This window comes from Algorimicrobium algoritergicola, from assembly GCF_008086165.1.
Lineage (GTDB): Bacteria > Bacteroidota > Bacteroidia > Flavobacteriales > Flavobacteriaceae > Algorimicrobium > Algorimicrobium algoritergicola.
On the sequence record NZ_VSKL01000005.1, the window covers coordinates 1 to 25,819 of the forward strand.

A 25,819-nucleotide genomic window follows, 5' to 3' on the forward strand; every position below is an offset into this window, starting at 1 on the left:
GAACAGAGTAGTTAAGCCCGTTTGCGCCGATGGTACTGCATCTCGTGGGAGAGTAGGTCGCCGCCTTTTTTAGAATCCCGATTCATTTACTGAATCGGGATTTTTTTGTTTAATAACTTGTCGTTTTTAACCAAAAAAATAAAGCACATGATGCGCTTTATAAATAATTTGAGTAGAATTGTTGTTTAAAATTAGTTAAACATACTATCCATTATGGTCTTTAATCCTTTAAATATTGGGATATCAGCTGAAAAATTTAATGTGGTATTAGTTAGACAGTAAAGTATTTAGAGTCTTTGCTCAATATCTTTAATTAAATTGTGGACCGTATCGAGTGAAAAGGGTTTTACAATATAGTTACATACCAATTCGTATTGTTTCGCTCTTTTTAAATCTCTAGAATCGACTGACGAACTCACTATATAGATTTTAATTCTTTGTGAAGATGATATTTTAACTAACTCATCTAATACTTGCCACCCATCCATAATGGGCATATTTAAATCTAGAAGAATGACATCTGGTAAAGTATCATTAGCTAGAAGTTTAGGAATTAAGTAGTCAATAGCTTTTTTTCCGTTGGTATGAACGATAAAATGGTTACAGAAATTTAAACTTTCCATAATTTTTTTAGTCCCGAAAACATATATTGGATCATCGTCTATAATACAAACGGTATTAATTGCTGTGTTCATGCTTAAAATAGATTTTAAAGGTAGTTCCTTGATTTACTTCACTTTTTACTTCAATTTTCCCACCAATAGCTTCGATTTGATTTTTACTAATAAATAAGCCTATACCTCTTGCATCTTTATGGTCATGAAATGTTTTGTACATTCCAAAAAGTTTGTCACCGTGTTTTTTTAAATCGATTCCTTGGCCATTATCAGTTATATCCAAAGTTATATATTTTTCAGACTGATTACTTGTAATTATTATTTTGGGGCTTCTTTTCGGTGAATGATATTTTAAAGCATTAGTAATTAGATTTAAAATAATGCTATCTAAATAAGCTGGTATTGCTATGACATTTAAATCATCTGCAACATTAATTTCTATTTCACAATTGATTTCATTTACAGAAATTTGTACATTTTGGAGAGCCTTGTTGACATAATCTTTTAAGTTTAAAGAGAGTAGTGTATCTTTTACTTTAGTATTAATTTCTACAATTTCACTTAAATAGTTCACACAATCATTCATGTTTTCTGAAGACGTTTTAAGATGTTGGAATATTTCTTCATCTAAAAGATCTGGATTATTTGTTCTACTAATTTCAAGAAGCATGGTCATATTTCCTGTATGTGACCTTAAATTATGAGAAACAATATGAGCAAAATTAATTAAACGATTATTATGTTCTAATATGCTTTCGTTGAGTAATTTGTTCTCTGTAATATCTACAATTTGTGCCACGACATGAGTAAATTCATTTTTATCATTTTTTACGGCTGCTACAGATGCATTTGCCCAAATAACATTGCCTTTTTTAGTTATATAACGCTTCTCGAAATTATAACCTTCTTGTTTTCCAGAAATAACACCTTCCATAAATTTAAAAGTGTCATTTAAATCTTCTGGAAAGGTAATGTCTATAATGGTCATGGTCTTCATTTCAGCTTCTGTATAACCCAAAACATCACAGAGACTTTGATTTGTCATTTGTACTTGACCAGTTAGATCAATCAATGCCATTCCAGTTTTTGAATGATTAAAGGTTGTACGCCACTGTTCCTCTTTTAGAGCAATTTGAAGTTCAGCTTTTTTAATAGCATCAATATTTTGAAAAAAGCCATATAATTTAACACATTGTCCATCTTTAAATTCTGATATTCCAATGGTTCTAGCCCATTTTGCCTGATTGTCTAATGTTACAACTTGTAAATCGACATCATAGTTTTGACCAGTTTCAATGGCAGATGCAACAAGTTTAGCAATTTTATCTCTATCTTCTCCTTCTTTGAAGAAGTTAACAGCATCTTCTAGACTAGGGTCAAAATCTGTAGAAACGCCCATTAATTTTTTAATTATTGGACTCCAGTAAACCTTATTTTCGTTGAGATCATATTCCCAAATACCAATTTGTGCAGCTTCATTAACGCTTTCTAATAAATTGGTGTTTTGTTTTAATAATAATTCATTGTTTTTTCGTTGGGTAATATCATTAATTTGTGATATAAAATGAAGTGGTTCCCCATGATTATCTTTCACCAATGATACGGATAGTAACCCATCAAGTAAGCTGCCATCTTTGCGGATATATTGTTTTTCTAATTGATAACTATCTATCTTATTCTCAAATATATCTTGAATTAAATCTAAATCTTTTTGTATGAATTCGGCAGTAGTAATCGCTTGGAATGTTAAGCTCTCAAATTCTTGTTTGGAATAGCCTAACATTTTACATAAACTATTATTTACTTTTAAAAATTTACCTTTTAAATCAACCAAAGACATGCCATTATGCGCAAATTCAAAAACTTTTCTAAATTGTTCTTCTTGTTGCGCTAACTTTAAATTTGAAGTTATTTGGTCATCAATATCTTGTAAAAAACCATACACTGCTATTGGCACATTGTTTTTGTATTTTACATTACCAGTATATCGTGCCCATAATAACTTCCCCGTCTTTGTTTTTAGTTGCAGTGTGTGATCAAAGGGTTTACCAGTACTTACCGCCTGGATAGTGTAACTTACACGCAAGTCCTGATCCTCTTTTTTATAAATAAAAGGCGTCGTGTTTTCTATAGTGGTTTTAAAATCGTCATCAAGCTCCAACATTTTTTTTATTGTAGAACTCCAGTACAATTCGTTAGTTTCCAAGTTAAGTTCCCAGGCTCCTAATTGGGCAATTTCGTTAACTTGCTCTATTAATGCTTTTTGATGTACTAGTTCAGTTTCATTTTGCTTTATATGTGTAATATCATAATGAGATCCTCCAACCCACTCCACATTACCATCTTTAGAATAGCTAGAAATTTTACCTCTAGAGAACACCCAAACCCATTGTCCATCGCGATGTTTCATTCTAATTTGGCACGCATAAAAGTCAGATTTACCGTCTATATGTTCTTGGAGTAATATTTCTGCTTTTTTATAGTCTTCACGATGCGTATGTTTCTTCCATGTGTCTTTAGTAATAGGTCCTAACTCGGCAAGCGAGTAACCTATTATTTCTGCCCAACGATTGTTTATGATTATTTCGTTGGTCTGAACATTACACTCCCAGGAACCGAAATGGGCACCTTCTATTACATGGTTAAAGCGGTTAATTTTAAGATATAATTGATTAAATGTCTTCTCGTATTTTGAAATATCTGTGTAGGTGGTGACTAATGTGTTTAATGCTGTGTCAGGATCAGTTACCACAAAACTGGAGCAGCGAAACCACAAAATATTTCCATTTTCCTGAAAACATTTCAGTTCCTGCTCAAATTTATAGCCTGGGTTTTCAACGCAGCTGCTAATATGTAGATTTACAGCTTTTAAATCGTCGTGATGAATCAATATATCCCAAGTTATACTATCTGTATATGGCTTAATATTTTTATATCCTAAAATGTTTATTAATTTTGAATCTAAAGTTAGTGTGCTTGTCTGTTTTAAGTTGCAGAAACTAACACCATCAACGCCATTAGAAATTAAAGAATATGCTAAAAGGATTTCAACTTTTAATGGAGAATCGAATGCATGATTCAGGTTTTTCATAAGTAGGACAGCTATAATTTAATACTAAGGGAACTCAAAATTAGACTTTTTTTTATAGTTAGGAAAAATATGATAGTATATTTTAAGGTGAAGATCATATTTACGGGAAAACCGTAATCATTTGTAAGTAATTACTTATAATTTGAGTGCAAACACATTTGTAATCAAAAGTTTAGATGTGTATTTTTAGGATAAATTAGAATTTTTTAGTGGAGAGATATCTTTGTTTAGGATCAAAAAAATAAAAGGAATGATCATAATTTAATATAGATTAAAACTATTTTGTAATTTTAGAACAAAACATATTATAATTTAATCTATTGAACAAAAACACAGAATTAGAGCTAGCTTGGCAGTTTGTAAATGAAACTGATAGAACCATCTTTTTAACCGGAAAAGCAGGTACTGGAAAAACAACGTTTCTTCATAAATTAAAAAATGAATCACTTAAACGGACAGTCGTGGTTGCTCCAACAGGTGTAGCAGCTATAAATGCCAAAGGTGTTACCATTCATTCCTTTTTTCAATTACCGTTTGGGCCTATATTACCAGATGCTGATAATAATGCCTCACAAGGTTTCAATAGAAAATTTAGTAAAACCAAAATCAATATCATTAAATCTATGGATTTATTGGTAATTGATGAAATAAGTATGGTTCGTGCCGATTTATTAGATGGGATTGATAAAACATTAAGACGTTTCCGAAATAAGAATAAAATATTTGGAGGTGTTCAAGTTCTAATGATTGGTGATTTACAACAACTTTCTCCTGTAATAAAAGATCATGAATGGTCCTTATTGAAAAAATATTATGTGAATGGCTTCTTTTTTAGTAGTCATGCTTATCAGCAATGTCATCCTATTACAATAGAATTAAAACATATTTATAGACAAGAGAATCCTGAATTCATTGCTATTCTTAATGAAATTAGAAATAATCGATTGTCGCCAGAAGGTGAAGCTATTTTAAATAAACGCTATAAACCAGACTTTAACCCTAATCCGGATGAAGGTTATATTCAATTAACGACTCATAATAATAGAGCAGAGCAAACTAATCAAAAAGAATTGGATGCTTTAGACTCCAAAGCGCAAATATATGTTGCGGACGTAAAGGGTAAATTTCCTGAGCATGCGTATCCAAACAAAGAGGAACTAGCTTTAAAAGTTGGTGCGCAAGTCATGTTTATTAAGAATGATAGTTCTCAAGAAAAGCGTTATTTCAATGGGAAAATTGGTAAAATTATCAAATTGAATAAAGACGAAGTTGTTGTACGTTGTCCTGATGATGATTTTAATATTGTTACAACACAAGAAGTTTGGGACAATATTAATTATACGGTAAACAAAGAAACGAAAGCGATTACGGAGGATAAAATTGGGTCCTTTAATCAGATTCCATTACGCTTGGCATGGTCCATTACTATTCATAAAAGTCAAGGTTTAACTTTTGAAAAAGCTATTATTGATGCGCAAGGTGCTTTTGCCCATGGTCAAACCTATGTGGCATTAAGTCGCTGTAAATCTTTGGAAGGTTTGGTTTTAAAAAGTAAAATCACCTCCAATCAAATTATTAGTGATAGTCACGTTATTTCGTTTAACGAATCGGCTAATGAGAATCAACCTGATGAATCTGTTTTGGAATTTTCCCAACGACACTTTCAATTAGGTTTAATGTCAGAAGTATTTAATTTCTATGATTTTTTATATCCTATAAATCGCATTTTAGATATTTATTATAAAAATCGAGGCAGTATAGAGGGTAAAATAGAAGAGCCCTTAATAACGATTAAAAATTCTATTACTAGTCTTTTAAAAATAGGAACCAGTTTCAATAGTCAATTAAAAACTATTTCAAAGGAAGAAAGTTTGCCTGAAACTAGTGGTGTAATTCAAGAGCGTTTTAAGAAAGCTATTTCGTACTTTCAAAACGAATTAGACAGGGTTATAAGTCCTGCTTTTAAAACGTTTAACTTTACTACTGATAATCAAGCTTTGGAAAAAGATCTGGTTAAAAATACGGATATTGTTGAAGAATTATTAGAAACCAAAACCTTATACTTTAAGGAGTTGGCAGATGGTTTTAAAACGCTTTTATTTTTAAATTTACGTGCTAAATCTGTCTTCCTGGCCAAGGAAAAACCTAAAAAACTTAAAAAGACTGTTATAGATGGCACCACCAATGTGGAGCTTTTTGAATTGTTACGTGTTTTAAGAAATGAAATTGCCCAAGAAAACGACTTAATCCATTACCAAATATTCACGCAAAAGGCACTTTATGCTATGTGTGAAACCTTACCTACCTCCAAAAATGAATTATTGGAAATAGATGGAATGGGAAAAGTGCGTGTGGAAAAATATGGGTCTGCTATTCTGGAAGTTATTAAAGATTTTTGTGATGAAAATGATATCGATTTTGAAGAAAAAACGGAAACCTTCAAATTCGAAGACAAGAAAGAAAAGAAAGTAGATACTAAACTCCAATCCTTTAATCTTTTTAAATCTGGTAAAACAATTGAAGAAATTGCCAATGAACGTGCGTTAAATGAAAATACTATTTTCGGACATTTAGTAACCTATATTCCCTCTGGAGAAATAAAGCCGACAGATTTAATGTCGGCCAAGCATTATAAAGAATTGCAAAAATTAATTCCGAAGCATACGTTTGAAAACCTTTCAGATTTAAAAAACCAATTGGATGACAAGTTTACTTATGGTGAAATACGGTTGGTTTTAGAATCCCTAAAATAAAAAAATCCCAATGGCTACATTGGGATTTTTAATTTATAAATGTTTGAGGAAATTAATCTCTTAACACACCTCTAGAAATGACTATTTTTTGTATTTCGGAAGTTCCTTCGTAAATCTGTGTAATTTTTGCATCACGCATTAAGCGTTCAACATGGTATTCTTTAACAAAACCGTTTCCACCATGAACTTGTACAGCTTCAATAGTTGTATCCATGGCTACTTGACTCGCATAAAGCTTTGCCATAGCACTAGACATATCGTAATTATTACCTTGATCCTTATCCCAAGCTGCCTTCATAACTAACATACGTGCCGCTTCAATTTCAGTTGCCATATCAGCAATTTTAAAAGCAATAGCTTGGTGATTGCAAATTTCAGTTCCAAATGCTTTACGTTCCTTACTGTATTTTTTAGCTAATTCATACGCGCCAGATGCAATTCCTAATGCTTGAGCTGCAATTCCAATTCTTCCACCAGATAATGTTTTCATGGCAAATTTAAAACCAAAACCATCAACACCAATTCTATTTTCTTTAGGAATCTTCACATCATTAAATTGTAACGTATGTGTATCACTTCCGCGAATTCCTAATTTATCTTCTTTAGGTCCAACATCAAAACCAGGCATCCCTTTTTCAACTATAAATGCATTAATACCATGGTGTCCTTTATCTTTATCCGTTTGCGCAATTACTAAAAATACATCAGCACGACCACCACTTGTAATCCAGTTTTTTGTGCCATTTAAAACATAATGATCACCCATGTCAATAGCAGTAGTTTTTTGCGAAGTTGCATCACTACCTGCTTCTGGTTCACTTAAACAAAAAGCACCTACAAATTCACCTGTGGCTAATTTTGTTAAATATTTTTGTTTTTGTTCCTCATTACCATAAGATTCAAGTCCATAACACACTAGTGAATTATTTACCGAAACAATAACAGATGCTGATGCATCAATTTTTGAAAGCTCTTCCATGATTAACACATAGGAAATAGCATCCATACCGCTTCCGCCATATTTAGGATCTACCATAATACCCATAAAACCTAGTTCGCCCATTTTTTTAACTAAATCTTGAGGAAATTCTTGTTTATTATCACGTTCTATTACGCCTGGCAGTAATTCTGTTTGAGCAAAATCGCGCGCTGCGTCGCGAATCATCATATGTTCTTCGGTAAGATTAAAATCCATAATAATTTGTTATTGTTGAATTGATAAAAAATGAATGCAAAGATACGGTTTTAGGAGCATTTTTTCAATTATGATTAGTATTTTTACGGGATATGATAAAATCTTCTTATAATGTGTTAGGTATTATGTCTGGAACATCGCTAGATGGTGTTGATATAGCACATATTAGTTTCACTTTTAATAAGAAATGGCAGTATACTTTTTTAGAATGCGATACCATTCCGTACCCCAATTCCTGGTTCTTAAAACTTAAAAACCTGGTTGGACTTTCTAATGATAATTTGGAAAAAATAGATCAAGATTATACGGAATATCTTGCTTCCGTTATAAATGCATTTATACAAAAACATCAGATTACCGATTTAGATTTTATTAGTTCACATGGTCATACGGCTTTACATGAACCTGAGAAGGGTGTTACTCTACAAATTGGAAACAGAAAAATATTAGCCTATTTAACACAACAAACTGTGGTTTGCGATTTTAGAGTTCAAGATGTTCAGCTAGGAGGTCAAGGAGCACCCTTAGTTCCTATTGGCGATAAATTACTTTTTTCAGATTTTGATTACTGTTTGAATTTGGGCGGTTTTGCTAATATATCAACCGAGGATAATGGGCAACGAATTGCCTTTGATATTTGCCCAGCCAATATTGTGCTTAATCATTACGTGGCATCTTTAGGATTAGAGTATGATGATTCTGGAAATATTGCGGCTAAAGGAAAGGTAAACGTGGCACTTTTAAACGAATTAAATAGTTTGGAGTTTTATAAAAAAACGTATCCAAAATCATTAGGTTTAGAATGGGTTGATAAATTTATTTTTCCATGTATTGATGCTTTTGAAATACAGATTAAGGACATTTTACGAACATTTGTCGTGCATATTGCCATTCAAATAGGTCATCAAATAAAAAATGGCAGAACTTTAATAACTGGAGGTGGTGCCTACAATTCTTTTTTAATTGAAGAAATAAAAGCACACACAAATACGGAAATAGTTATTCCCAACGCAAAACTAATTAACTTTAAAGAGGCGTTAATATTCAGTTTGTTAGGTGTGTTGAAACAACGAAATGAAGTGAATTGTTTAGCAAGTGTAACAGGAGCAAAAATGGATCATAGTTCAGGAAAAACGTTTCAACCTTAAAATTATTGAAAAATTGATATTTACCGATTTTTTGTTTTTTATATTTGTTGAAGAATAACGACTATTGGATTTAAAAAAATAATGAAATTATAATGAAAGACTTACTTCAAAAGTACGAGAATAAGCAACCGGAAATTGTATTCAATTGGAAAGATCCAGAAACAGAAGCTGAAGGCTGGACCGTAATAAGTTCACTTCGTGGCGGTGCTGCTGGTGGTGGAACACGCATGCGAAAAGGATTGGATGTCAATGAAGTCTTATCATTAGCTAAAACCATGGAAATAAAGTTTACAGTTTCAGGACCAGCCATTGGTGGTGCTAAATCTGGAATAAACTTTGACCCCAATGATCCTCGAAAAAAAGGCGTATTGGAGCGTTGGTTTAAAGCCGTTTCTCCATTATTAAAAAGTTATTATGGAACGGGTGGCGATTTAAACGTTGATGAGAGTCATGAAGTAATTCCTATGACGGAACAAACAGGACTCTGGCATCCACAAGAAGGTGTTTTTGAAGGACATTTTAAACCAACAGCTGGTGATAAAATTAACCGTATTGGTCAATTACGTCACGGTGTAATTAAGGCCATAGAAAGTTCAGATTATTCACCTAGTGTAAAACGTAAATATACCGTTGCAGACATGATTACGGGTTTTGGCGTAGCACAAGCAGTAAAACATTATTACGATATTTTTGGCGGTACTGTTAAAGGAAAACGCGTTGTTGTACAAGGCTTTGGAAACGTAGGTGCTGCGGCCGCTTTTTATATTTCAAAAATGGGCGCTAAAGTTGTCGGTATTATGGACATTGCTGGAGGCGTGATTAATAAAGATGGATTTTCGTTTGAAGAAATTACAGATCTATATCTGAATAAAAAAGGAAATACACTTGGAGGTGAGAATTTAATTCCATTCCAAGAAATGAATGAAAAAGTTTGGGGATTAGAAACAGAGGTATTCTTGCCATGTGCGGCATCTCGCTTAATTACTCAAGACCAAATTGACACCATGATTGAAAGTGGTTTGGAAGTGATTTCCTGTGGTGCAAATGTGCCTTTTGCCGATAAAGAAATTTTCTTCGGACCTATTATGGAACACACGGATGAGCGCATTAGTTTAATTCCAGACTTTATATCCAATTGTGGAATGGCACGTGTATTTGCCTATTTAATGGAAAGTAGTGTTGAAATGAGTGATGATTCTATTTTTCAAGACACTTCAGACACGATAAAGAAGGCTTTGCAAAATGTTTATAATGTAAATAGTTCAAAAAAAGAATTAAGTAAAACCGCCTTCGAAATCGCATTAGGGCAATTAGTATAATTTATATAATTTTATGGAAGCAATAATAATTATTGTATTTGTTTTAGGGTATTTAGCTATTACACTAGAACATAATTTGAAAATTGATAAGCTGATACCTGCATTAGTTATGATGGCTATTTGTTGGGCCATTATTGCCATTGGTGTGGATGATTTTACCCAATGGTTCAACTCTGCAAAGCATGCCTTGGTAGATAATTTAGGTTTGTTAAACCATGAAGAAAGGGTGCACTTAATGGAAGAAACATTATTGCATCATTTAGGTAAAACTTCAGAAATATTAGTATTCCTATTAGGAGCTATGACCATTGTTGAAATTATAGATTATTTTGATGGTTTTGCTACTATTAAAGGTTTTATTAAAACAAAAAGTAAAGGACGTATTCTTTGGATATTTGCTTTTTTAGCTTTTTTCCTATCTGCAATTATTGATAACTTAACAGCTACAATTGTTTTAATTTCTATTCTACAAAAATTAATTTTTGATCGCGATGTTCGGATTTGGTATGCAGGTTTAATTATCATTGCGGCCAATGCTGGTGGAGCCTGGTCTCCAATTGGTGATGTTACGACAACTATGTTGTGGATTGGTAAAAAAGTAACGACAGGACATTTATTTGTGTACTTATTTATTCCGTCACTATTATGTATGTTGGTGCCCGTATTTATTGCTTCTTTTTTACCTGCGTTCAAAGGAAAAATTGACAATCCAGAATCAGAAGATGATAAGCCAAAAAGTGAGCACAGTGCAACCATGTTATATCTGGGTTTAGGTGGAATTGTTTCCGTACCAATCTTTAAAACGGTCACACATTTACCGCCGTATGTGGGTATGATGTTAGCCTTGGCTTTCGTAGCTATTTTTGCTGAAATTTTTAGCAACAGAAAGTTTGCTATGTCTTTTGATACGGACGCAAATGCAGACCATGAAGGTCATCACAGCCCGGTTCATAAAGCATTATCTAAAATTGAGTTGCCAAGTATCCTTTTCTTTTTGGGGATATTAATGGCAGTTGCCGCATTAGAATCTCTTGGAATATTATTTGGCTTTGCATCCACGTTACAAGAGAATATGCCTATGTTGGGTACAGAATTACACCACGGAGGTGTTTCAGATTTAGTGGTATTATTAATGGGTGTCGGATCGGCAGTTATTGATAATGTACCATTAGTTGCTGCTAGTTTAGGTATGTTTTCAGAACCAATTGATAATGAACTTTGGCATTTTATAGCCTACGCTGCCGGAACAGGTGGAAGTATGTTAATAATAGGTTCAGCAGCTGGTGTAGTTGCAATGGGAATGGAAAAAATTGATTTTTTCTGGTACCTTAAAAATATTGGTTGGTTAGCGCTAGTTGGCTTTTTAGTTGGTGCAGTTGCCTTTATGTTTACTAGAACCATTTTCTAATATAATTTTGTTTCATTTAAAACGTTAATAATATTATAGTCACAAATCATATGATAAATACATTTATACAAAGTGCTCAAGAGGGAGCCGAATTAGTTCCTGACAGCGAGCCAGTTGAAAAAACACTCTCCATTATTGAATTAATAAGTAGTGGTGGTATGGCTGGTCAAATTATTATAGCCATACTTTTTGTTCTCTTAATAGCTGCTTGTTATATTTATTTCGAGCGTTTATTTGCTATCAAAGCGGCATCACAAATTGATAGTAATTTCATGAACCAGATTAAGGATCATGTAAGTAATGGTAAAATTGAAGCGGCACAAATTTTGTGTGCACAAGTCAATACACCTGTTTCTCGATTAATAAATAAAGGGATTACTAGAATTGGAAAACCACTTGAAGATATTAATACGGCTATTGAAAACGCAGGTCGTTTAGAAATTTACGGATTAGAAAAAAATGTTAGTATCCTAGCAACCATTTCTGGTGCAGCACCTATGATTGGTTTCCTTGGAACCGTTGTAGGTATGATTCTAGCTATTTTCGAACTTGCTAATGCTGGCGGAACCATTCAAATGGATGTACTTGCCAGTGGTTTATATACGGCTATGACCACAACTGTTGCGGGTTTAATTGTGGGTATTATAGCTTATATCACATATAACCATTTAGTAGTAAAAACAAATAAGGTGGTGTATCAAATGGAAGCAAATTCTTTAGAATTTTTAGATCATTTAAACGAACCTATTTAATATGAATATACGCGGAAGAAATAAAGTAACACCCGAATTCAATATGTCTTCTATGACAGATATTGTGTTCCTTTTACTTATATTTTTTATGATAGCTTCTACGTTGGTAACAACAAGTGCTATTGATATTTTACTGCCAAATGCGAGCGGAAAAACGGAGAATAAAAAATCTGTAGCTGTAAGTATTACTAAAGATTTGCGCTATTATGTAGATCAAAAATTAGTAGGTGAAAGCATGTTGGAAGGGGAACTTCTAACCGCTTTGTCCAGTCAAGAAAAGCCAACCGTTGTTTTACGTGCTGAAAAATCAGTGCCAGTTGATAACGTGGTTAAAGTAATGGATATAGCAAATAGAAATAAAATTAAAGTCATTTTAGCAGTTAAGCCTAATTAAAACGGCACATCTTATACATGAAATATTTAGAGACCAAACACGAACGCAATTCTGCCAAGATTACGACTTTAATAATCGTTATTTTGGTGTTGCTCTTGTTTGTTGTTGGGCCTCCTTATATGGATCCACCAGAAGAATATGGCGTAGCTGTTAACTTTGGGAATTCAGATGTTGGCAGCGGAAATGTGCAACCAAAAGAACCTGTTAAATCCGAACCAAAAAACATAGAGCGTCCACCTGAAGAAGCGGTAACAAAACCGCAAGAAACGAAACCTGAAGCGGCATCCGCGGAAAAAACAAAAGCGGAAGATGTTATCACACAGAGTAACGAAGAAGCGCTAGCAATAGAAAAAAAGAAACAAGCAGACGCTAAAGCAAAAACAATTGCGGATGCAAAAGCAAAAGCGCAAGCAGAAGCAGATGCCAAGGCAAAAGCTGAAGCCCAACAAAAAGCGAAAGAGCAGGCCGAGAAAGAAGCTAAAAAGAAAAAGTTAGACGCTTTAATTGGAGGCGTTAGTAAATCGGAAGGCACCACATCTGGTGGTGAAGGTGATGACAATAAACCAGGAGATAAAGGACAATTGGATGGCGATCCGTATGCGGCAAGTTATTTTGGCGATCCAGGCTCTGGTAGTGGAGGCGTAGGGTATGGGTTAAATGGACGTGGTAACGCAACTTATCAGAAATTAAAGCAAGATTGCAACGAATCCGGATTGGTTATAGTTCGAATAATTGTTAATCGAGCTGGTAACGTGGTAGAAGCAAATCCAGGTGTTAAAGGCACAACCAACACGGCTGAATGTTTATTGGCGCCAGCAAAAAAAATAGCTTTATCCCATAAATGGCGACCAGACAGCAATGCACCAGCAACACAAGTTGGGTTTGTTAGAGTTAACTTCACGCTAGGACAATAATATAGGTCAATAATTTATGACATATCAAGATACTTTAAATTGGATGTTTTCAAAACTTCCCATGTATCAGCGACAGGGTAAAACGGCATTTAAAGCCAATCTGGATAATTCCATCAGTTTCGCAAATCATTTAAATAATCCTCAAAATAAAATAAAAACTATTCATGTTGGCGGTACCAACGGCAAGGGCTCTACAAGTAATATGTTAGCTTCCGTTTTGCAAGAGGCAGGCTATAAAGTGGGTTTGTTTACATCGCCGCATTTAAAGGATTTTCGTGAACGCATTCGCATTAATGGTGACATGGTCAGCAAAGATTATGTTATTGATTTTATCCAACAGAATAAAGACTATTTAGATAGTGCAGGACTTTCCTTTTTTGAAATGACATCAGGAATGGCATTTAATTATTTTTCGAATGAAAAGGTGGATGTTGCCTTAATTGAAGTTGGTCTAGGTGGAAGATTAGATTCTACTAATATAATCACGCCTGAACTGGCCATCATCACAAATATAGGGTTAGATCACACACAATTTTTAGGTGATACGCTTGATAAGATAGCTTTTGAGAAAGCAGGAATTATTAAAAGTCATATTCCAATAGTAATTGGAAAAACACAAGAAGAAACAAAACCAATTTTTCAAGAAATGGCAAAAAACTTGGAAGCACCAATTTTCTTCGCAGATCAAGCTGTTCAGTCACATTATGAATCGGATTTAAAAGGGGCGTATCAAAAAGAAAACATGCAGACTGTGTTACAAGCAATTGATGTTTTAAAAACTCAAAACTTTATCATTGAAGACAACCACATTAAAAATGGGTTATTACAAGTCGTTCGTAATACAGGCTTTCAAGGTCGTTGGCAGATTTTGCAACAAAATCCTTTTATAATTTGTGATACGGCTCATAACTCCGAAGGCTTAAAAGTAGTGATGGAACAATTACTGAATTTGCCTTTTCAGGCGTTACATATTGTTTTTGGAGTTGTAAATGATAAAGATATAGCATCCATTTTACCGTTTTTACCTAAAAACGCTACGTATTACTTTTGCAAACCTGATGTTCCAAGAGGTTTAGATGAAAATATTTTAAGACATACTTTTAAAGAGCATGGCTTTAAAGGTAACGCATATAGTAGTGTAAATGATGCATTTACAGCTGCAAAAAATGGGGCTCTAGCAGCCGATATTATATATATTGGAGGGAGTACTTTTGTAGTAGCAGAAATAATTTAATTTTTTCTCAAAAAAAGTTTTGCAATATGAAAAACTACTTTATATTTGCAATCCAATTACGAAGGGCAATTAGCTCAGTTGGTTCAGAGCACCTCGTTTACACCGAGGGGGTCGGGGGTTCGAATCCCTCATTGCCCACAAAAAAGAAAGTCCGTTTTATACGGACTTTTTTTAGTTATAGGGGTCATTAACTCAGTTGGTTCAGAGTGTCACGTCGACAACGTGGAAGTCACTGGTTCGAATCCAGTATGACCCACATCAAGCGAAAATCTGCATGGAAATGCAGATTTTTTTATTTCACAAAACCCGCAAAGCTCGCTTTAAAGGGTTTTGTGAAATAAAAAAAGCTAGAATGCGAGAGCATTCAGGTTTACATTTGCAGGAGTATGTTTATTCTGGATCAATGGAATTAATCCAAATGCAGTATGGTTAGACCTAACAGGTTTTCAAAACTTGTTAGGTCTTTTGTGTAGCTCACTTTAAAAGGCTTTGTGAAATAAAAAAAGCTAGAATGCGAGAGCATTCAGATTTAAATTTGCGGTAGTAGGTTTACTCTGGATCAATGGAATTAATCCAAATGCAGTATGGTTAGACCTAACAGGTTTTTAAAACCTGTTAGGTCTTTTATAAAGCTCACTTTAAAAGGTTTTGTGAAATAAAAAAATCCAGAATGCGAGAGCATTCAGATTTACATTTGCAGGAGTATGTTTATTCTGGATCAATGGAATTAATCTAAAGCAGGCATTTGAAGTTTAGTTCAAAGGTTTTTAATAGTGCGGACAGAACAGAAGCCCTTAAGTTCGAAATCGATTTGGGTAGGGATTAATCTATTTGTCTTATTAGATAATCAAAGCGCAGAACGCGTTTATTCCATAATGTTAATGTCTGTTCTGCCGCTATCTCGTCATTATTGGAATAGACTTTTAATTGGTCACGAAATGACTTTATATATTGAGACCAAAAATCGCCTTTATAATCCTTGAGTAAGAAATAAAACCCTGGATCACCAAATTTTATCCCAGATGCATCTAGAACAAGTTCTCCGTCTTTACCAACATAAGGAGACATGATAACTGTGGCGTTTCCTTTAGGTAATGGAAATGCAGCTTTTACACACCGTTTTCCAGAAGGTAGCGTACACGTACTGTAAACACCTGAATAAACAACTTCCCCAGTTGATTCAAAGGTTCTAAACCAAATAGTGTATTTCACGTCGTTAGTATTGGGATCAATAAGCGTGATTATTTCATTGGTTATTTTTTTTGGGTGTTTTAAGTTTTTTGTAGGAATGTTTAATTGATTTATTCTTCGGCTGAATAACTTATTGACAAGCATACCAAACCCTTTAAATAAAGGGTTCCAGGTTACTTTTAGATCTAAATTATAATTAGCTGTGTTTTCATAAAAGTCAATAACCTTTTCTGAAAGTCGCGAAATGTCAATAGCTGATAAATTCAATTGAGTAAATGGTGAAATTAAACCATGAGAAGTTGTATTCCTTATCATTGTGAGTCCTTCTAATTTCGCTAATTGAGTGGCAAAATCATCAGCAATAGTACCCAACTCCCCGATAGGCCCCATTAGCCATGGAACATTTTCCGGAACAATTTTTTTACCCCATAAAATTACCCATTGCTGAGTAATCCAATCTTTAATATTTTGCTTTGAATATGCTAAACTCATTTCGTACTATTCAGATTGGGTATCATGTTTTTGCGGCCATCCCATTCGCCATATTCAGATAGGGGTTTAAAACGTAGCGTTGTGAATTGTATATGAAAATCTTTCCTATCTCTTTCTTGCATGGCTTTAGAATGACGTTTAGGATCTTCGCCAGAACTATGTCCATGCACCATATCAGTCATTTCTTTTTGAGATTTCCATATTGAAAATGTCGAAACTGTTCGAGGTAATCTAATAGATGCTAACGCTAGTGTAGTGCCTGGGTGGTCTCGAACTTGTTTTTCAACAGGTCTGCCCCAATGAATAAACCTAGGAACTTGAAAGAGTTTCATCCGGGCTAGTGTTACTGCTACCACTGGGGAATTGGGGCTATCTAATTCTTTTCTTTCTTTTGGAATTATAAACTCATCTATTTTTCCCCATTGACGTAAATAGCTTAAACGGGTATGCCAACCTTGTAATAAAATTTTTCCGAAAGGATCTTTTTGCAAATAAGTATCGATGTCGGATTCACTTTCCCATTGTGCGAATACAATTATCTTTTTATTTAAAAAGCGAGAAGGGGACATAACGTCTGAACCCAAAGTCATAAATGTCATGCATTCCATATGAATTAAACCCGGAGTTTTATGTGGTTTAGGAGGGAAAATTAAAATTTTGAGCACTGTGAAATATGATGTTTTTGCTAAATGGTAAGTGAATATGCTCATGTTTAAATTTCATTTTAGAAAACGATTGTTATATCTATCCCATTAATTCCAACACACGCTCCAAAGCCATACCTCTAGAGCCTTTTATTATAACTAGCGCATTGTTTAACGTTTCTACGTTGAAAGTCTCTTGAAATGCCTGAAATGATTTAAAGAAAACAATTTTTGAATCAGGACTTGTTGCTTTGTGGAAATTTTCACCTAAAAAGAAGACTTTATCAATTTGAAGTGTGCTGGCTAAATTGACAATCGCTTGATGTTCATTTTTAGCTTCTGGCCCTAATTCAAACATATCACCCAAAATGGCAATTTTAAGAGGATGTTCTTGTTTTGAAAAATGCTCCAATGCAACCATCATACTGGATGGATTGGCATTATATGCGTCTAAAATTATACTTGTTGTTCCTTTGGTAATAATTTGTGAGCGATTATTAGTTGGAATATAATTCTCAATGGCTTTTTGGATATCAGAATCCGTGACTTCAAAATAATTTCCTATAGTAATGGCTGCGGCTATATTATTAAAATTATAAGCACCAATTAAGTTACTCGTAATGGTTTGATTGTGATACGATAAACTAACAAAAGGATTGGCATCTATAAACTGAATGCTTAACTGATTTTCATTTTCTGAAATGCCAAAAGGGATTGTATTAGCATTTTTGGTTTTATCCACTTGAATCGGATCTGCTGTGTTGATAAATATCTGCTTACCATGTGATATCAAATAATTATATAATTCACTTTTACCTGTAATAACACCTTCAACACCTCCAAAACCTTCTAAATGTGCTTTTCCAAAATTAGTGATATATCCGTAATCTGGTTTGGCAATGTTGCATAAAAAAGCAATTTCCTTTTGGTGATTTGCACCCATTTCAACTACGACTATTTCAGTTTCTTTGGTCATGGATAAAAGCGTTAATGGCACGCCAATATGATTATTTAAATTACCAATAGTAGCGGTTGTTCTAAATTTTTTAGAAAGCACGGCATGAATCAACTCCTTGGTTGTTGTTTTTCCATTGCTACCGGTGAGTGAAATAATAGGAATCCCTAAATAATCCCGATGGAAAGCGGCTAGTTCTTGTAACGTTTCTAATACGTCATGAACTAGAATGGTTTGATGACCTTCGGTAAAGTTATGGTTATCAATAACAACGTATTTAGCCCCTTTTTCAAGTGCTTGTTTGGTAAAGCTATTGCCATCAAAATTTTCACCTTTTAGTGCGAAAAACAGGCAATCTTTAGTAATTTTTCGGGTGTCTGTACAAACGCTTGTGCATTCCAAAAAGCGTTTATGAAGTGTCTGTAATTCCATAAAATAAAAGTATAAAAAAAGTCCTGACAACGGTCAGGACTTTTTGAATTTTTTATAACTAAATTAATTAGTTTTTCTTCTTGTTTTTGTTCTCTGATTTTGAACCTACACGAGACATAGCACATCTAAATCCAATATAATCAGTTGCCATATTTTGTGGAAAATAACGACGTTGAGCAGGATCTAACCAATATTCTCTGTCTTTCCAAGAACCACCTTTATAAACACGAACTTCATCGTTAATTAAAGATGTACGCTTGTCTGAACGGTCATACTCACGAATTAAAGCGCCTGTTGAATCTGTTTCAACATTATGTTTTGGTGAGTTATACATTTGTCTTGTATGTGTTGTTTCACCAGAACCGTCTTCCATTTCATTAAAACCATCACGGTAATCACGAGATGAACGTTGATCACCATCTCTATAGTTTCTATTGTCGCTGGTGTCAAAGTTTGTTCTTAAGTATGTTTCGTTTTCATCAACTGGTACTTGGTGGATTTCACCTGGTAAGTTTCTGGCAACTACTTTTCCGTTTGGTAATGTATCAAACTTAATTTCATCACTCGTAACAATTCGTACTGTACCATCTTCATTTAGTTCGTTTTTCATATAAACGTTTCCACGAAAGTAGTTGAAATCACTCATCTCATCATCAACAATAGGTCTGTAAACATCAGCAACCCATTCGGCTACGTTTCCAGCCATATCATATAATCCAAAATCGTTTGGCTCGTAAGATTTTACAGCATTTGTAATATCAGCACCATCATCAGACCATCCTGCAATTCCACCGTAATCTCCTTTACCTTGCTTAAAGTTAGCTAATTGATCTCCTCTTACTTTACGTTTTCCTGAACGTGTGTATTGACCATCCCATGGATATTTCTTACGCCCTCTATATACATTATAACTACGAATAGATGTTAAACCTAAAGCGGCATATTCCCATTCTGTTTCTGTTGGTAGTCTATATTTTGGAGAAATAATTCCTGTTTCTCTAGTTGCATTCACATTTATTGGATCGCCTGCTGCATTGGTTTGAACACGACGACGCGTATTTTCTGGGTCCGTAAGTGCTGTGTTTCCTCCGTAAACTTGAGAAGGCGCATTAATGTACGTATCAGTGTTAAATGTAGCATCAGATGAAACTTCATTTAATTTAGCATCTCTTTGGATATAACCTGCTGCTTCTAAATTCGATTCGTTAACACGATCTGAACGCCAGTTTGCAAATTCAACTGCTTGAATCCAACTAACACCAACTACAGGATATTCTGCATAACCAGGATGACGTAAATAGTTTTCAGTCATAACTTCATTAAAACCTAAACGATTTCTCCATACTAATGTATCTGGAAGAACACCATCATAAATGGCTTTAAAGTTTTCTTCTATTGGCGGATAAATTCGTTTAATCCAATCTAAATATTCTAGATACATTAAATTGGTAACTTCAGTTTCGTCCATATAAAAGGATTGAACGTGTTGCTGATTTGGTGAATTGTTCCAATCATGCATCACATCGTCTTGAACTCTACCCATGGTAAAGGTTCCTCCTTCTACAAATACAAGTCCAGGACCTGCTTCTTGTCCTTTAAAACTAGTATTGTATTGGAATCCTCCATCTTTAGAATTAATATCCCAACCGGTTGCTCGAGAGCTGTTTGAGCCTGATCGTTTACAACCAACTGCTGTAACTGCTACTGCTAAAACTAACAATAATTTTATTGTTAATACATTTTTCATATCCATACGTTTAAGTAAGCTAAAAATAATTTTGGTGACGCAATATAAGAATTATGCGTAAAAATACAAGTAATTATTTGATTATTACTTAAAAAATTATGCGGTTCATCCTATTTATTATGCATTTGAACGATGCTTTTTATGCATTTCTCCGTTGTTTTGTTACACTATAACGACTGTTTTAGTTTTTTATTATTGTAATTTGAATTCATTTTCTTAAAATTTTTTGATTTTTAATAATAAGCGACACTAAATTGCGTTATTTGTGTAATGAAAAAGAAATTATTACTATTTGCCTTGCTCGTTTCTGTTATGGCTTTTTCGCAACAGAAGCGTTTCAATATCACTTGGGATGGTACTAAAACCATAGCAAACGAAAGCTTTTCTATAAAAGTTCCTACGTTCAACGAGGAGCATTTTAGTTATAGTTTATCGAATGGCTTGGAGTTTATTGCACAGTGGGATATTCCGCAATTAATTAATGAGAATTCCGTGCAGATTTCTAATGTGAACTATGCTTCTATTTCAAAAAACGACTTAAAGGATGTTGATTTAAAAACAATTCCGAATGCTATAAAGTTTAGTCTTAACAATAGTATTAGTCGTAATAAAAGTGGTGCCTTTTTAACGGTTTCACCCGTTATAAGGGAAAATGGTGTTTATAAAAAAATAACCGCTTTCACTGTAAATTATAATACGCAAAATAGTAATAGAGCATCCAATAGGTCCAATATTGTGAATTCTGTTTTAAGCTCTGGCGCATGGTATCGCTTTCAGGTTGATAAGTCGGGAATTTTTAAAATATCTAGACAATTTTTACAACAATTAGGAATTAATATTGATTCCGTAGATCCAAGGACCATTAAGCTTTTTGGTAATGGTGGTCGTATGATTCCTTATTCCAATTCAGAGCCTTATCCATATGATTTAGCTGAAAATGCTATTCGTATTGTAGGTGAATCAGATGGCTATTTTCATGATGGCGATTATATCATGTTTTATGCCGAAGGGCCAAATGGATATGATGTAAAAAGAAATACCAATATTAACGTATATAATTCGGTAACCTATTATTATATAAATATAAGTCAAGGAAATGGGAAGCGAATTCAGCCTATGATTCAACCTTCTGGATCTGTAGATATGATGATTGATACGTTCCAGAATTACCAGTATCACGAAGTGGATGAATATAATTTAGCAAGTGTTGGCAGACGTTGGTTTGGAAATAGATTTGATATTGAAACGTCTCAAACTTTCGATTTTTCATTTCCAAATATTGTGACATCAATTCCGGTAAAACTGACTACCTATGTAGCATCTACATCCGAAATTCCTACAACAATGGATTTGAAGGTAAATGCCACATCTGTTGCTAATTTAACCATTCCAGCAGTTACAGAAACAACTTTAGTAAGTGAGTCGGTATTTAATGGCAATGTAAATGTGTCTAATGCAAATATAGCTATTACTCTCGATTATAATAATGGAGGAAACCCTTCAGCCTTGGGTTATTTAGATTATATTTCATTGGAAGCTACGCGCGAATTAAAATTTGCTGGTAGTCAATTTGTGTTCTATAACCGTGCCGTTACAGGCGCATCTGGTATTGGACAATACAATCTTACAAACGCCACTCAAGTTAATGAAGTTTGGGATATAACGGACATTTATAATATTAGAACTTATAGCAATACGGGTTCAAGCCCAACTATTTCGTTTACATCCAATTTAGGTTCCTTAAAGAAATATGCCGTTGTGGCTGCACCTAGTTTTCATGAACCAATCATGGTTTCAAATCCTTATGTAAGCAATCAAAATTTGAAAGGGTCTATTTTTAATAATGCACAAGGCGTTTTTCAAGACATAGATTATATAATTATTGCTCGTGGTGACATGGTTGGCCAAGCTGAACGTTTAGCTCAAATTAATAGAACGCAGTATGGATTGAATGTTAAAGTGGTAAACTTAAGTATCATATACACCGAATTTGGTCCAGGCGCTCAGGATATTGGAGCTATTCGAAACTTTGTAAAATATGTTTATGATAATGCCAGTACACCCGAAAGACGCTTAAAGTACTTGTGTTTATTTGGTGATGGTTCTTTTGATTATAAAGAAAGAGTGCCAAATAACACTAACGTGGTTCCGTCTTGGCATGCTTATGATAGTTTTAATTTAACGAGCTCATTTGTTTCAGATGATTTTTTCGGCATGATGGATCCTAATGAAGGTGAAATGCAAACATCAGATAAATTAGATATTGCGGTTGGTCGTATTATAGCAGATTCGCCTCAACAAGCATCAGAAATGGTAGATAAAGTGGCGTCTTATTATGTGGAAGCTTCTTATGGTAATTGGCGTAATAATGTGGTTGTGATATCTGATGATGTGGATGAATCTTGGGAAAAAGATATTCAATTAACAACCAATATCATTGGTGATAACATTACAGCGGAAAAAAGTTTTATAAATGTTACTAAAATTCATTCGGATGCCTTTGTTCAGCAATCTTCAGCTGGTGGTAATACGTATCCAGCTGTAAAAACAGCTATGGTTAATGCTATTGAAAGCGGTGTTTTAGTGGTTAATTATTTTGGACATGGCGGTGAAGACGGTTTGACTAAAGAACGAATTTTTGAAAAACCCGATGCACAGAACTTAAATAATGTGTGTAAGCTTAATTGCTTTGTAACTGTAACCTGTGAATATACGCGTTTTGATAACCCGCTGCGTCCTACAGCAGGTGAATATACCTATTGGAACAAGGATGGTGGTGCCATTGGACTTATTACAACCACACGTCAAATTTTTGTCAGCGTTGGTATTTCATTTAATATTGCCTTAACAGAATACTTATTTTCGTATAATCCAGATGATGATTATGCAGATGATGAGTATCCAAGTATGGCTGAAGCCTTAAGATTAACTAAAGTTAGTTCGGGCATTTCAGGAATTGGACAAAGACGCTTGGTGTTCTTTATAGGTGATCCAGCTATGAAATTAACATTCCCAAAACCTAATGTGCGTTTAACAGCTGTTAATGATGTTCCTGTTAGTCAAACAACACCAACATTAAAGGCATTAAGCCGTGCTAAATTAGCTGGAGAAGTAACGGATTTAACGGGCAATGTGCTTTCAAATTACAATGGGGTGCTTTCGGTTAATATATATGACAAAAAGGTACAGCGTACTACTTTAGCAAATGATAATGTTCGTGAAGGTGGTCAGCTTATTAAAATGGATTTTGAAACGCTGGGCGCAACAATCTTTAGAGGTCAAGCTTCTATTACCAATGGGCAATTTGAATTTGAATTTATTGTTCCAAGAGATATAGGTATTCCAGAGGGTAATGGCCGTGTTAGTTTTTATGCAAAAAAAACCAATGCACTCGATGATCAATCTGGAGCAAATAGCAGCTCTGTAATTATTGGAGGTCTAAATCAAGATGCACCTGAAGATGCCATTGGACCTGTTATTCAGTTATATATGAATGATGAAAACTTCGTGTCTGGTGGAATTACCAATAAGTCGCCTAGTTTATTAGTGAAATTAGAAGATGAAAACGGAATAAACACCGCTAGTGGAATTGGTCATGATATCGTAGCCATTTTAGATGGAGACGAAACGAATCCGTTTGTGTTAAATGATTATTATCAAACTGAAATTGATGATTATCAGCGTGGTACTGCCAATTTCCCATTGCGTGATATTGAGCCAGGACTTCATACACTAACAGTGAAAGCGTGGGATGTCTATAATAACTCATCTGTTTCAGAAATTCAATTTGTGGTACATGACGAGAATCAGAGCCTTGTTATCGAAAATGTTTTAAATTACCCAAATCCTTTTGTTAATTACACCGAGTTTTGGTTTAATCACAATAGTTCGGATGCTTTAGACGTTTCAGTACAGATATTCACCGTTTCTGGTAAATTGGTAAAAACAATCAATGGACAAACCAATTCTTCCGAATGTTGTGGGAAAGGTACGTCAGCTTTATCCAGGGATATTGTTTGGGATGGTCGTGACGATTTTGGAGATAAAATTGGAAAAGGCGTTTATATTTATAAGCTTACCGTTAGATCACCACTATTAAATAAATCCGTTGAAAAAATCGAGAAACTTGTAATACTTTAATAAAACTTTATATTTGCTAAATAAAATCAATACATGAAAAATCAAATTTTAATACTATTTACACTTGTTTTTGCACACCAAATTTATGCGCAAACAGTTGTTTTACCAAATACAAATGATTCGCGTGTTATTACCACAGGATTACCGTTTGTGTTAATTGCTGCTGATGCACGTGCTGCAGCCATGGGAGATATGGGAGTTGCTACTGGCGTCGATGTGTTTTCACAACAATGGAATCCATCAAAATATGCGTTTTCAGAAACAAAACAAGGTATTGGTGTTAGTTATACACCCTACTTAAGTAGTTTAGTAAAAGATATATTTTTAGGTAATTTAACCTACTTCAACAGAATAAACGAACGTAGTGCTTTTGCGGCTAGTTTTAGATATTTCTCTTTAGGTGAAATTGAGTTGGTTCAAGATGAATTTTCTCAAGCACTTATTGAAAAACCAAACGAAATGACCATTGATGCATCCTACTCATTAAAATTAAGTGAGCAATTTGCTATGTCTGTTGCTATGCGTTATTTGCGTTCTGATTTGAAAATTGGTGCTATTGATGCGGATGCCATTCCTGCAAGTACGTTTGGTGTGGATATTTCAGGTTATTACCAAAGTGAAGAGCAAGCCTATGCAACCTTTAATGGTCGTACACGTTTAGGATTTGCCATTCAAAATATTGGACCTACATTTAAATATGATGAAGGTGGTCAAGAAAACTTTCAACCTACAACGTTGCGTTTAGGTGGTGGATTCGATTTTATCTTGGATGAATATAATAAGGTGTCTGTAACGGCAGAAGTAACAAAACTGTTAGTGCCAACACCGCCTATTTATGGAACCGAATTTGCATATACCGATAATAATGGTAATGGTGTATATGACCCAGAAAATGGAACAGATGATACCGATACAGATGCTTTAGGAAGTGTCGTTACACCAAATGTTATCATAGAAGGTAAAGATCCAAACGTAGGCTTTTTTAAAGGGATGTTTCAATCCTTTGGTGATGCACCAGGTGGATTTAGTGAAGAAATGCAAGAATGGACATGGGCAATTGGTGCGGAATATATGTATCAAGATTCCTTTGGTTTTAGAGCAGGTTATTTCCATGAAAGTGATGAAAAAGGTGCCAGACAATTTTTCGCCATCGGAGCAGGCTTTAAGTATAATGTAATTGGTATCGATTTATCATACTTATTCTCGGCTTCACAAGTAAAGAGTCCTTTAGAAAATACGTTGCGTTTTTCGTTGACGTTTAATTTAGGGCCAGGAACTTACAGAGAGTATTAAAATATGTAAATAAGTAAAACAAAAAAACTATTGCAAACCGCAATAGTTTTTTTGTCTAACACCAATTTAATTTTATAATGTCGTTTAAATAAATTGAATT

The 25,819-nt window shown here is 34.2% G+C and carries 17 protein-coding genes and 2 tRNA genes; 12 read left to right on the forward strand and 7 right to left on the reverse strand.

All coding sequences use genetic code 11. The features are described 5' to 3' along the window. Nucleotides 1-287: 287 nt before the first annotated feature. Both ES675_RS12000 and ES675_RS12005 read right to left on the reverse strand, forming a co-directional pair. Nucleotides 288-695: a response regulator gene (locus ES675_RS12000; RefSeq protein WP_066253542.1), complete on the reverse strand. Its 408-nt coding sequence runs from the start codon at nucleotides 693-695 to the stop codon at nucleotides 288-290. After that, nucleotides 679-3,708 (reverse strand): PAS domain S-box protein, encoded by a 3,030-nt coding sequence (locus tag ES675_RS12005; protein ID WP_082985952.1) that lies wholly within the window; start codon nucleotides 3,706-3,708, stop codon nucleotides 679-681. Before ES675_RS12005 ends, ES675_RS12000 begins: the two co-directional genes overlap by 17 nt. Nucleotides 3,709-4,028: 320 nt before the next feature. On the opposite strand from ES675_RS12005, the gene ES675_RS12010 reads away from it, so the two are divergent. Continuing rightward, nucleotides 4,029-6,461, forward strand: coding sequence for a helix-turn-helix domain-containing protein (locus ES675_RS12010; RefSeq protein ID WP_066253538.1), 2,433 nt, complete (start codon nucleotides 4,029-4,031; stop codon nucleotides 6,459-6,461). 52 nt (nucleotides 6,462-6,513) lie between these two features. Here ES675_RS12010 and ES675_RS12015 read toward each other — a convergent pair whose 3' ends face one another. Further along, nucleotides 6,514-7,656, reverse strand: a complete 1,143-nt coding sequence (locus ES675_RS12015) for an acyl-CoA dehydrogenase (RefSeq protein ID WP_066253535.1) — start codon at nucleotides 7,654-7,656, stop codon at nucleotides 6,514-6,516. A 92-nt stretch (nucleotides 7,657-7,748) separates the two neighbouring features. Here ES675_RS12015 and ES675_RS12020 point away from each other — a divergent pair, with 92 nt between their 5' ends. The 9 genes from ES675_RS12020 (at nucleotide 7,749) to ES675_RS12060 (ending at nucleotide 15,081) form a co-directional block, all read left to right on the forward strand. After that, nucleotides 7,749-8,804: an anhydro-N-acetylmuramic acid kinase gene (locus ES675_RS12020; RefSeq protein WP_066253532.1), complete on the forward strand. Its 1,056-nt coding sequence runs from the start codon at nucleotides 7,749-7,751 to the stop codon at nucleotides 8,802-8,804. Between the two features lie 92 nt (nucleotides 8,805-8,896). After that, entirely contained in the window at nucleotides 8,897-10,123 is a 1,227-nt protein-coding gene (locus ES675_RS12025) for a Glu/Leu/Phe/Val dehydrogenase dimerization domain-containing protein (RefSeq protein WP_066253529.1), read from the forward strand. 13 nt (nucleotides 10,124-10,136) lie between these two features. Continuing rightward, a complete protein-coding gene (gene nhaD / locus ES675_RS12030) occupies nucleotides 10,137-11,531 on the forward strand; it encodes a sodium:proton antiporter NhaD (RefSeq protein WP_066253527.1) in 1,395 nt (464 codons plus the stop codon). A gap of 50 nt (nucleotides 11,532-11,581) precedes the next feature. Next, nucleotides 11,582-12,283 carry a MotA/TolQ/ExbB proton channel family protein gene (locus tag ES675_RS12035; protein ID WP_066253524.1) on the forward strand — a complete coding sequence of 234 codons (702 nt, stop codon included), beginning with the start codon at nucleotides 11,582-11,584 and terminating at the stop codon, nucleotides 12,281-12,283. A gap of 1 nt (nucleotide 12,284) precedes the next feature. Then, nucleotides 12,285-12,677 carry an ExbD/TolR family protein gene (locus tag ES675_RS12040; RefSeq protein ID WP_066253519.1) on the forward strand — a complete coding sequence of 131 codons (393 nt, stop codon included), beginning with the start codon at nucleotides 12,285-12,287 and terminating at the stop codon, nucleotides 12,675-12,677. Nucleotides 12,678-12,694: 17 nt separating this feature from the next. Then, nucleotides 12,695-13,591 (forward strand): energy transducer TonB, encoded by an 897-nt coding sequence (locus tag ES675_RS12045; protein ID WP_066253515.1) that lies wholly within the window; start codon nucleotides 12,695-12,697, stop codon nucleotides 13,589-13,591. Nucleotides 13,592-13,607: 16 nt separating this feature from the next. Next, nucleotides 13,608-14,825: a bifunctional folylpolyglutamate synthase/dihydrofolate synthase gene (locus ES675_RS12050; RefSeq protein ID WP_066253512.1), complete on the forward strand. Its 1,218-nt coding sequence runs from the start codon at nucleotides 13,608-13,610 to the stop codon at nucleotides 14,823-14,825. Nucleotides 14,826-14,888: 63 nt separating this feature from the next. Next, nucleotides 14,889-14,963 (forward strand) — tRNA-Val (locus ES675_RS12055). Between the two features lie 43 nt (nucleotides 14,964-15,006). After that, a tRNA-Val gene (locus ES675_RS12060) sits at nucleotides 15,007-15,081 on the forward strand. Between the two features lie 566 nt (nucleotides 15,082-15,647). Here ES675_RS12060 and ES675_RS12065 read toward each other — a convergent pair. From ES675_RS12065 to gldJ, 4 genes are all read right to left on the reverse strand, one after another. Next, nucleotides 15,648-16,508, reverse strand: a complete 861-nt coding sequence (locus tag ES675_RS12065; RefSeq protein WP_066253510.1) for a hypothetical protein — start codon at nucleotides 16,506-16,508, stop codon at nucleotides 15,648-15,650. Continuing rightward, on the reverse strand, nucleotides 16,505-17,218 hold the full coding sequence (locus ES675_RS12070; RefSeq protein ID WP_066253505.1) for a hypothetical protein: 714 nt from the start codon (nucleotides 17,216-17,218) through the stop codon (nucleotides 16,505-16,507). Before ES675_RS12070 ends, ES675_RS12065 begins: the two co-directional genes overlap by 4 nt. Before the next feature lie 34 nt (nucleotides 17,219-17,252). Continuing rightward, nucleotides 17,253-18,539 carry a UDP-N-acetylmuramoyl-tripeptide--D-alanyl-D-alanine ligase gene (locus tag ES675_RS12075; protein WP_066253503.1) on the reverse strand — a complete coding sequence of 429 codons (1,287 nt, stop codon included), beginning with the start codon at nucleotides 18,537-18,539 and terminating at the stop codon, nucleotides 17,253-17,255. A 67-nt stretch (nucleotides 18,540-18,606) separates the two neighbouring features. Then, entirely contained in the window at nucleotides 18,607-20,292 is a 1,686-nt protein-coding gene (gldJ, locus tag ES675_RS12080) for a gliding motility lipoprotein GldJ (protein WP_197503502.1), read from the reverse strand. A gap of 264 nt (nucleotides 20,293-20,556) precedes the next feature. Here gldJ and porU point away from each other — a divergent pair, with 264 nt between their 5' ends. Both porU and porV read left to right on the forward strand, forming a co-directional pair. Beyond that, nucleotides 20,557-24,426 carry a type IX secretion system sortase PorU gene (gene porU / locus ES675_RS12085; protein ID WP_066253500.1) on the forward strand — a complete coding sequence of 1,290 codons (3,870 nt, stop codon included), beginning with the start codon at nucleotides 20,557-20,559 and terminating at the stop codon, nucleotides 24,424-24,426. A gap of 33 nt (nucleotides 24,427-24,459) precedes the next feature. Beyond that, the gene (porV, locus tag ES675_RS12090; RefSeq protein ID WP_066253497.1) at nucleotides 24,460-25,719 is read left to right on the forward strand and encodes a type IX secretion system outer membrane channel protein PorV; all 1,260 of its coding nucleotides are present in this window, start codon (nucleotides 24,460-24,462) and stop codon (nucleotides 25,717-25,719) included. Nucleotides 25,720-25,819: the final 100 nt, after the last annotated feature.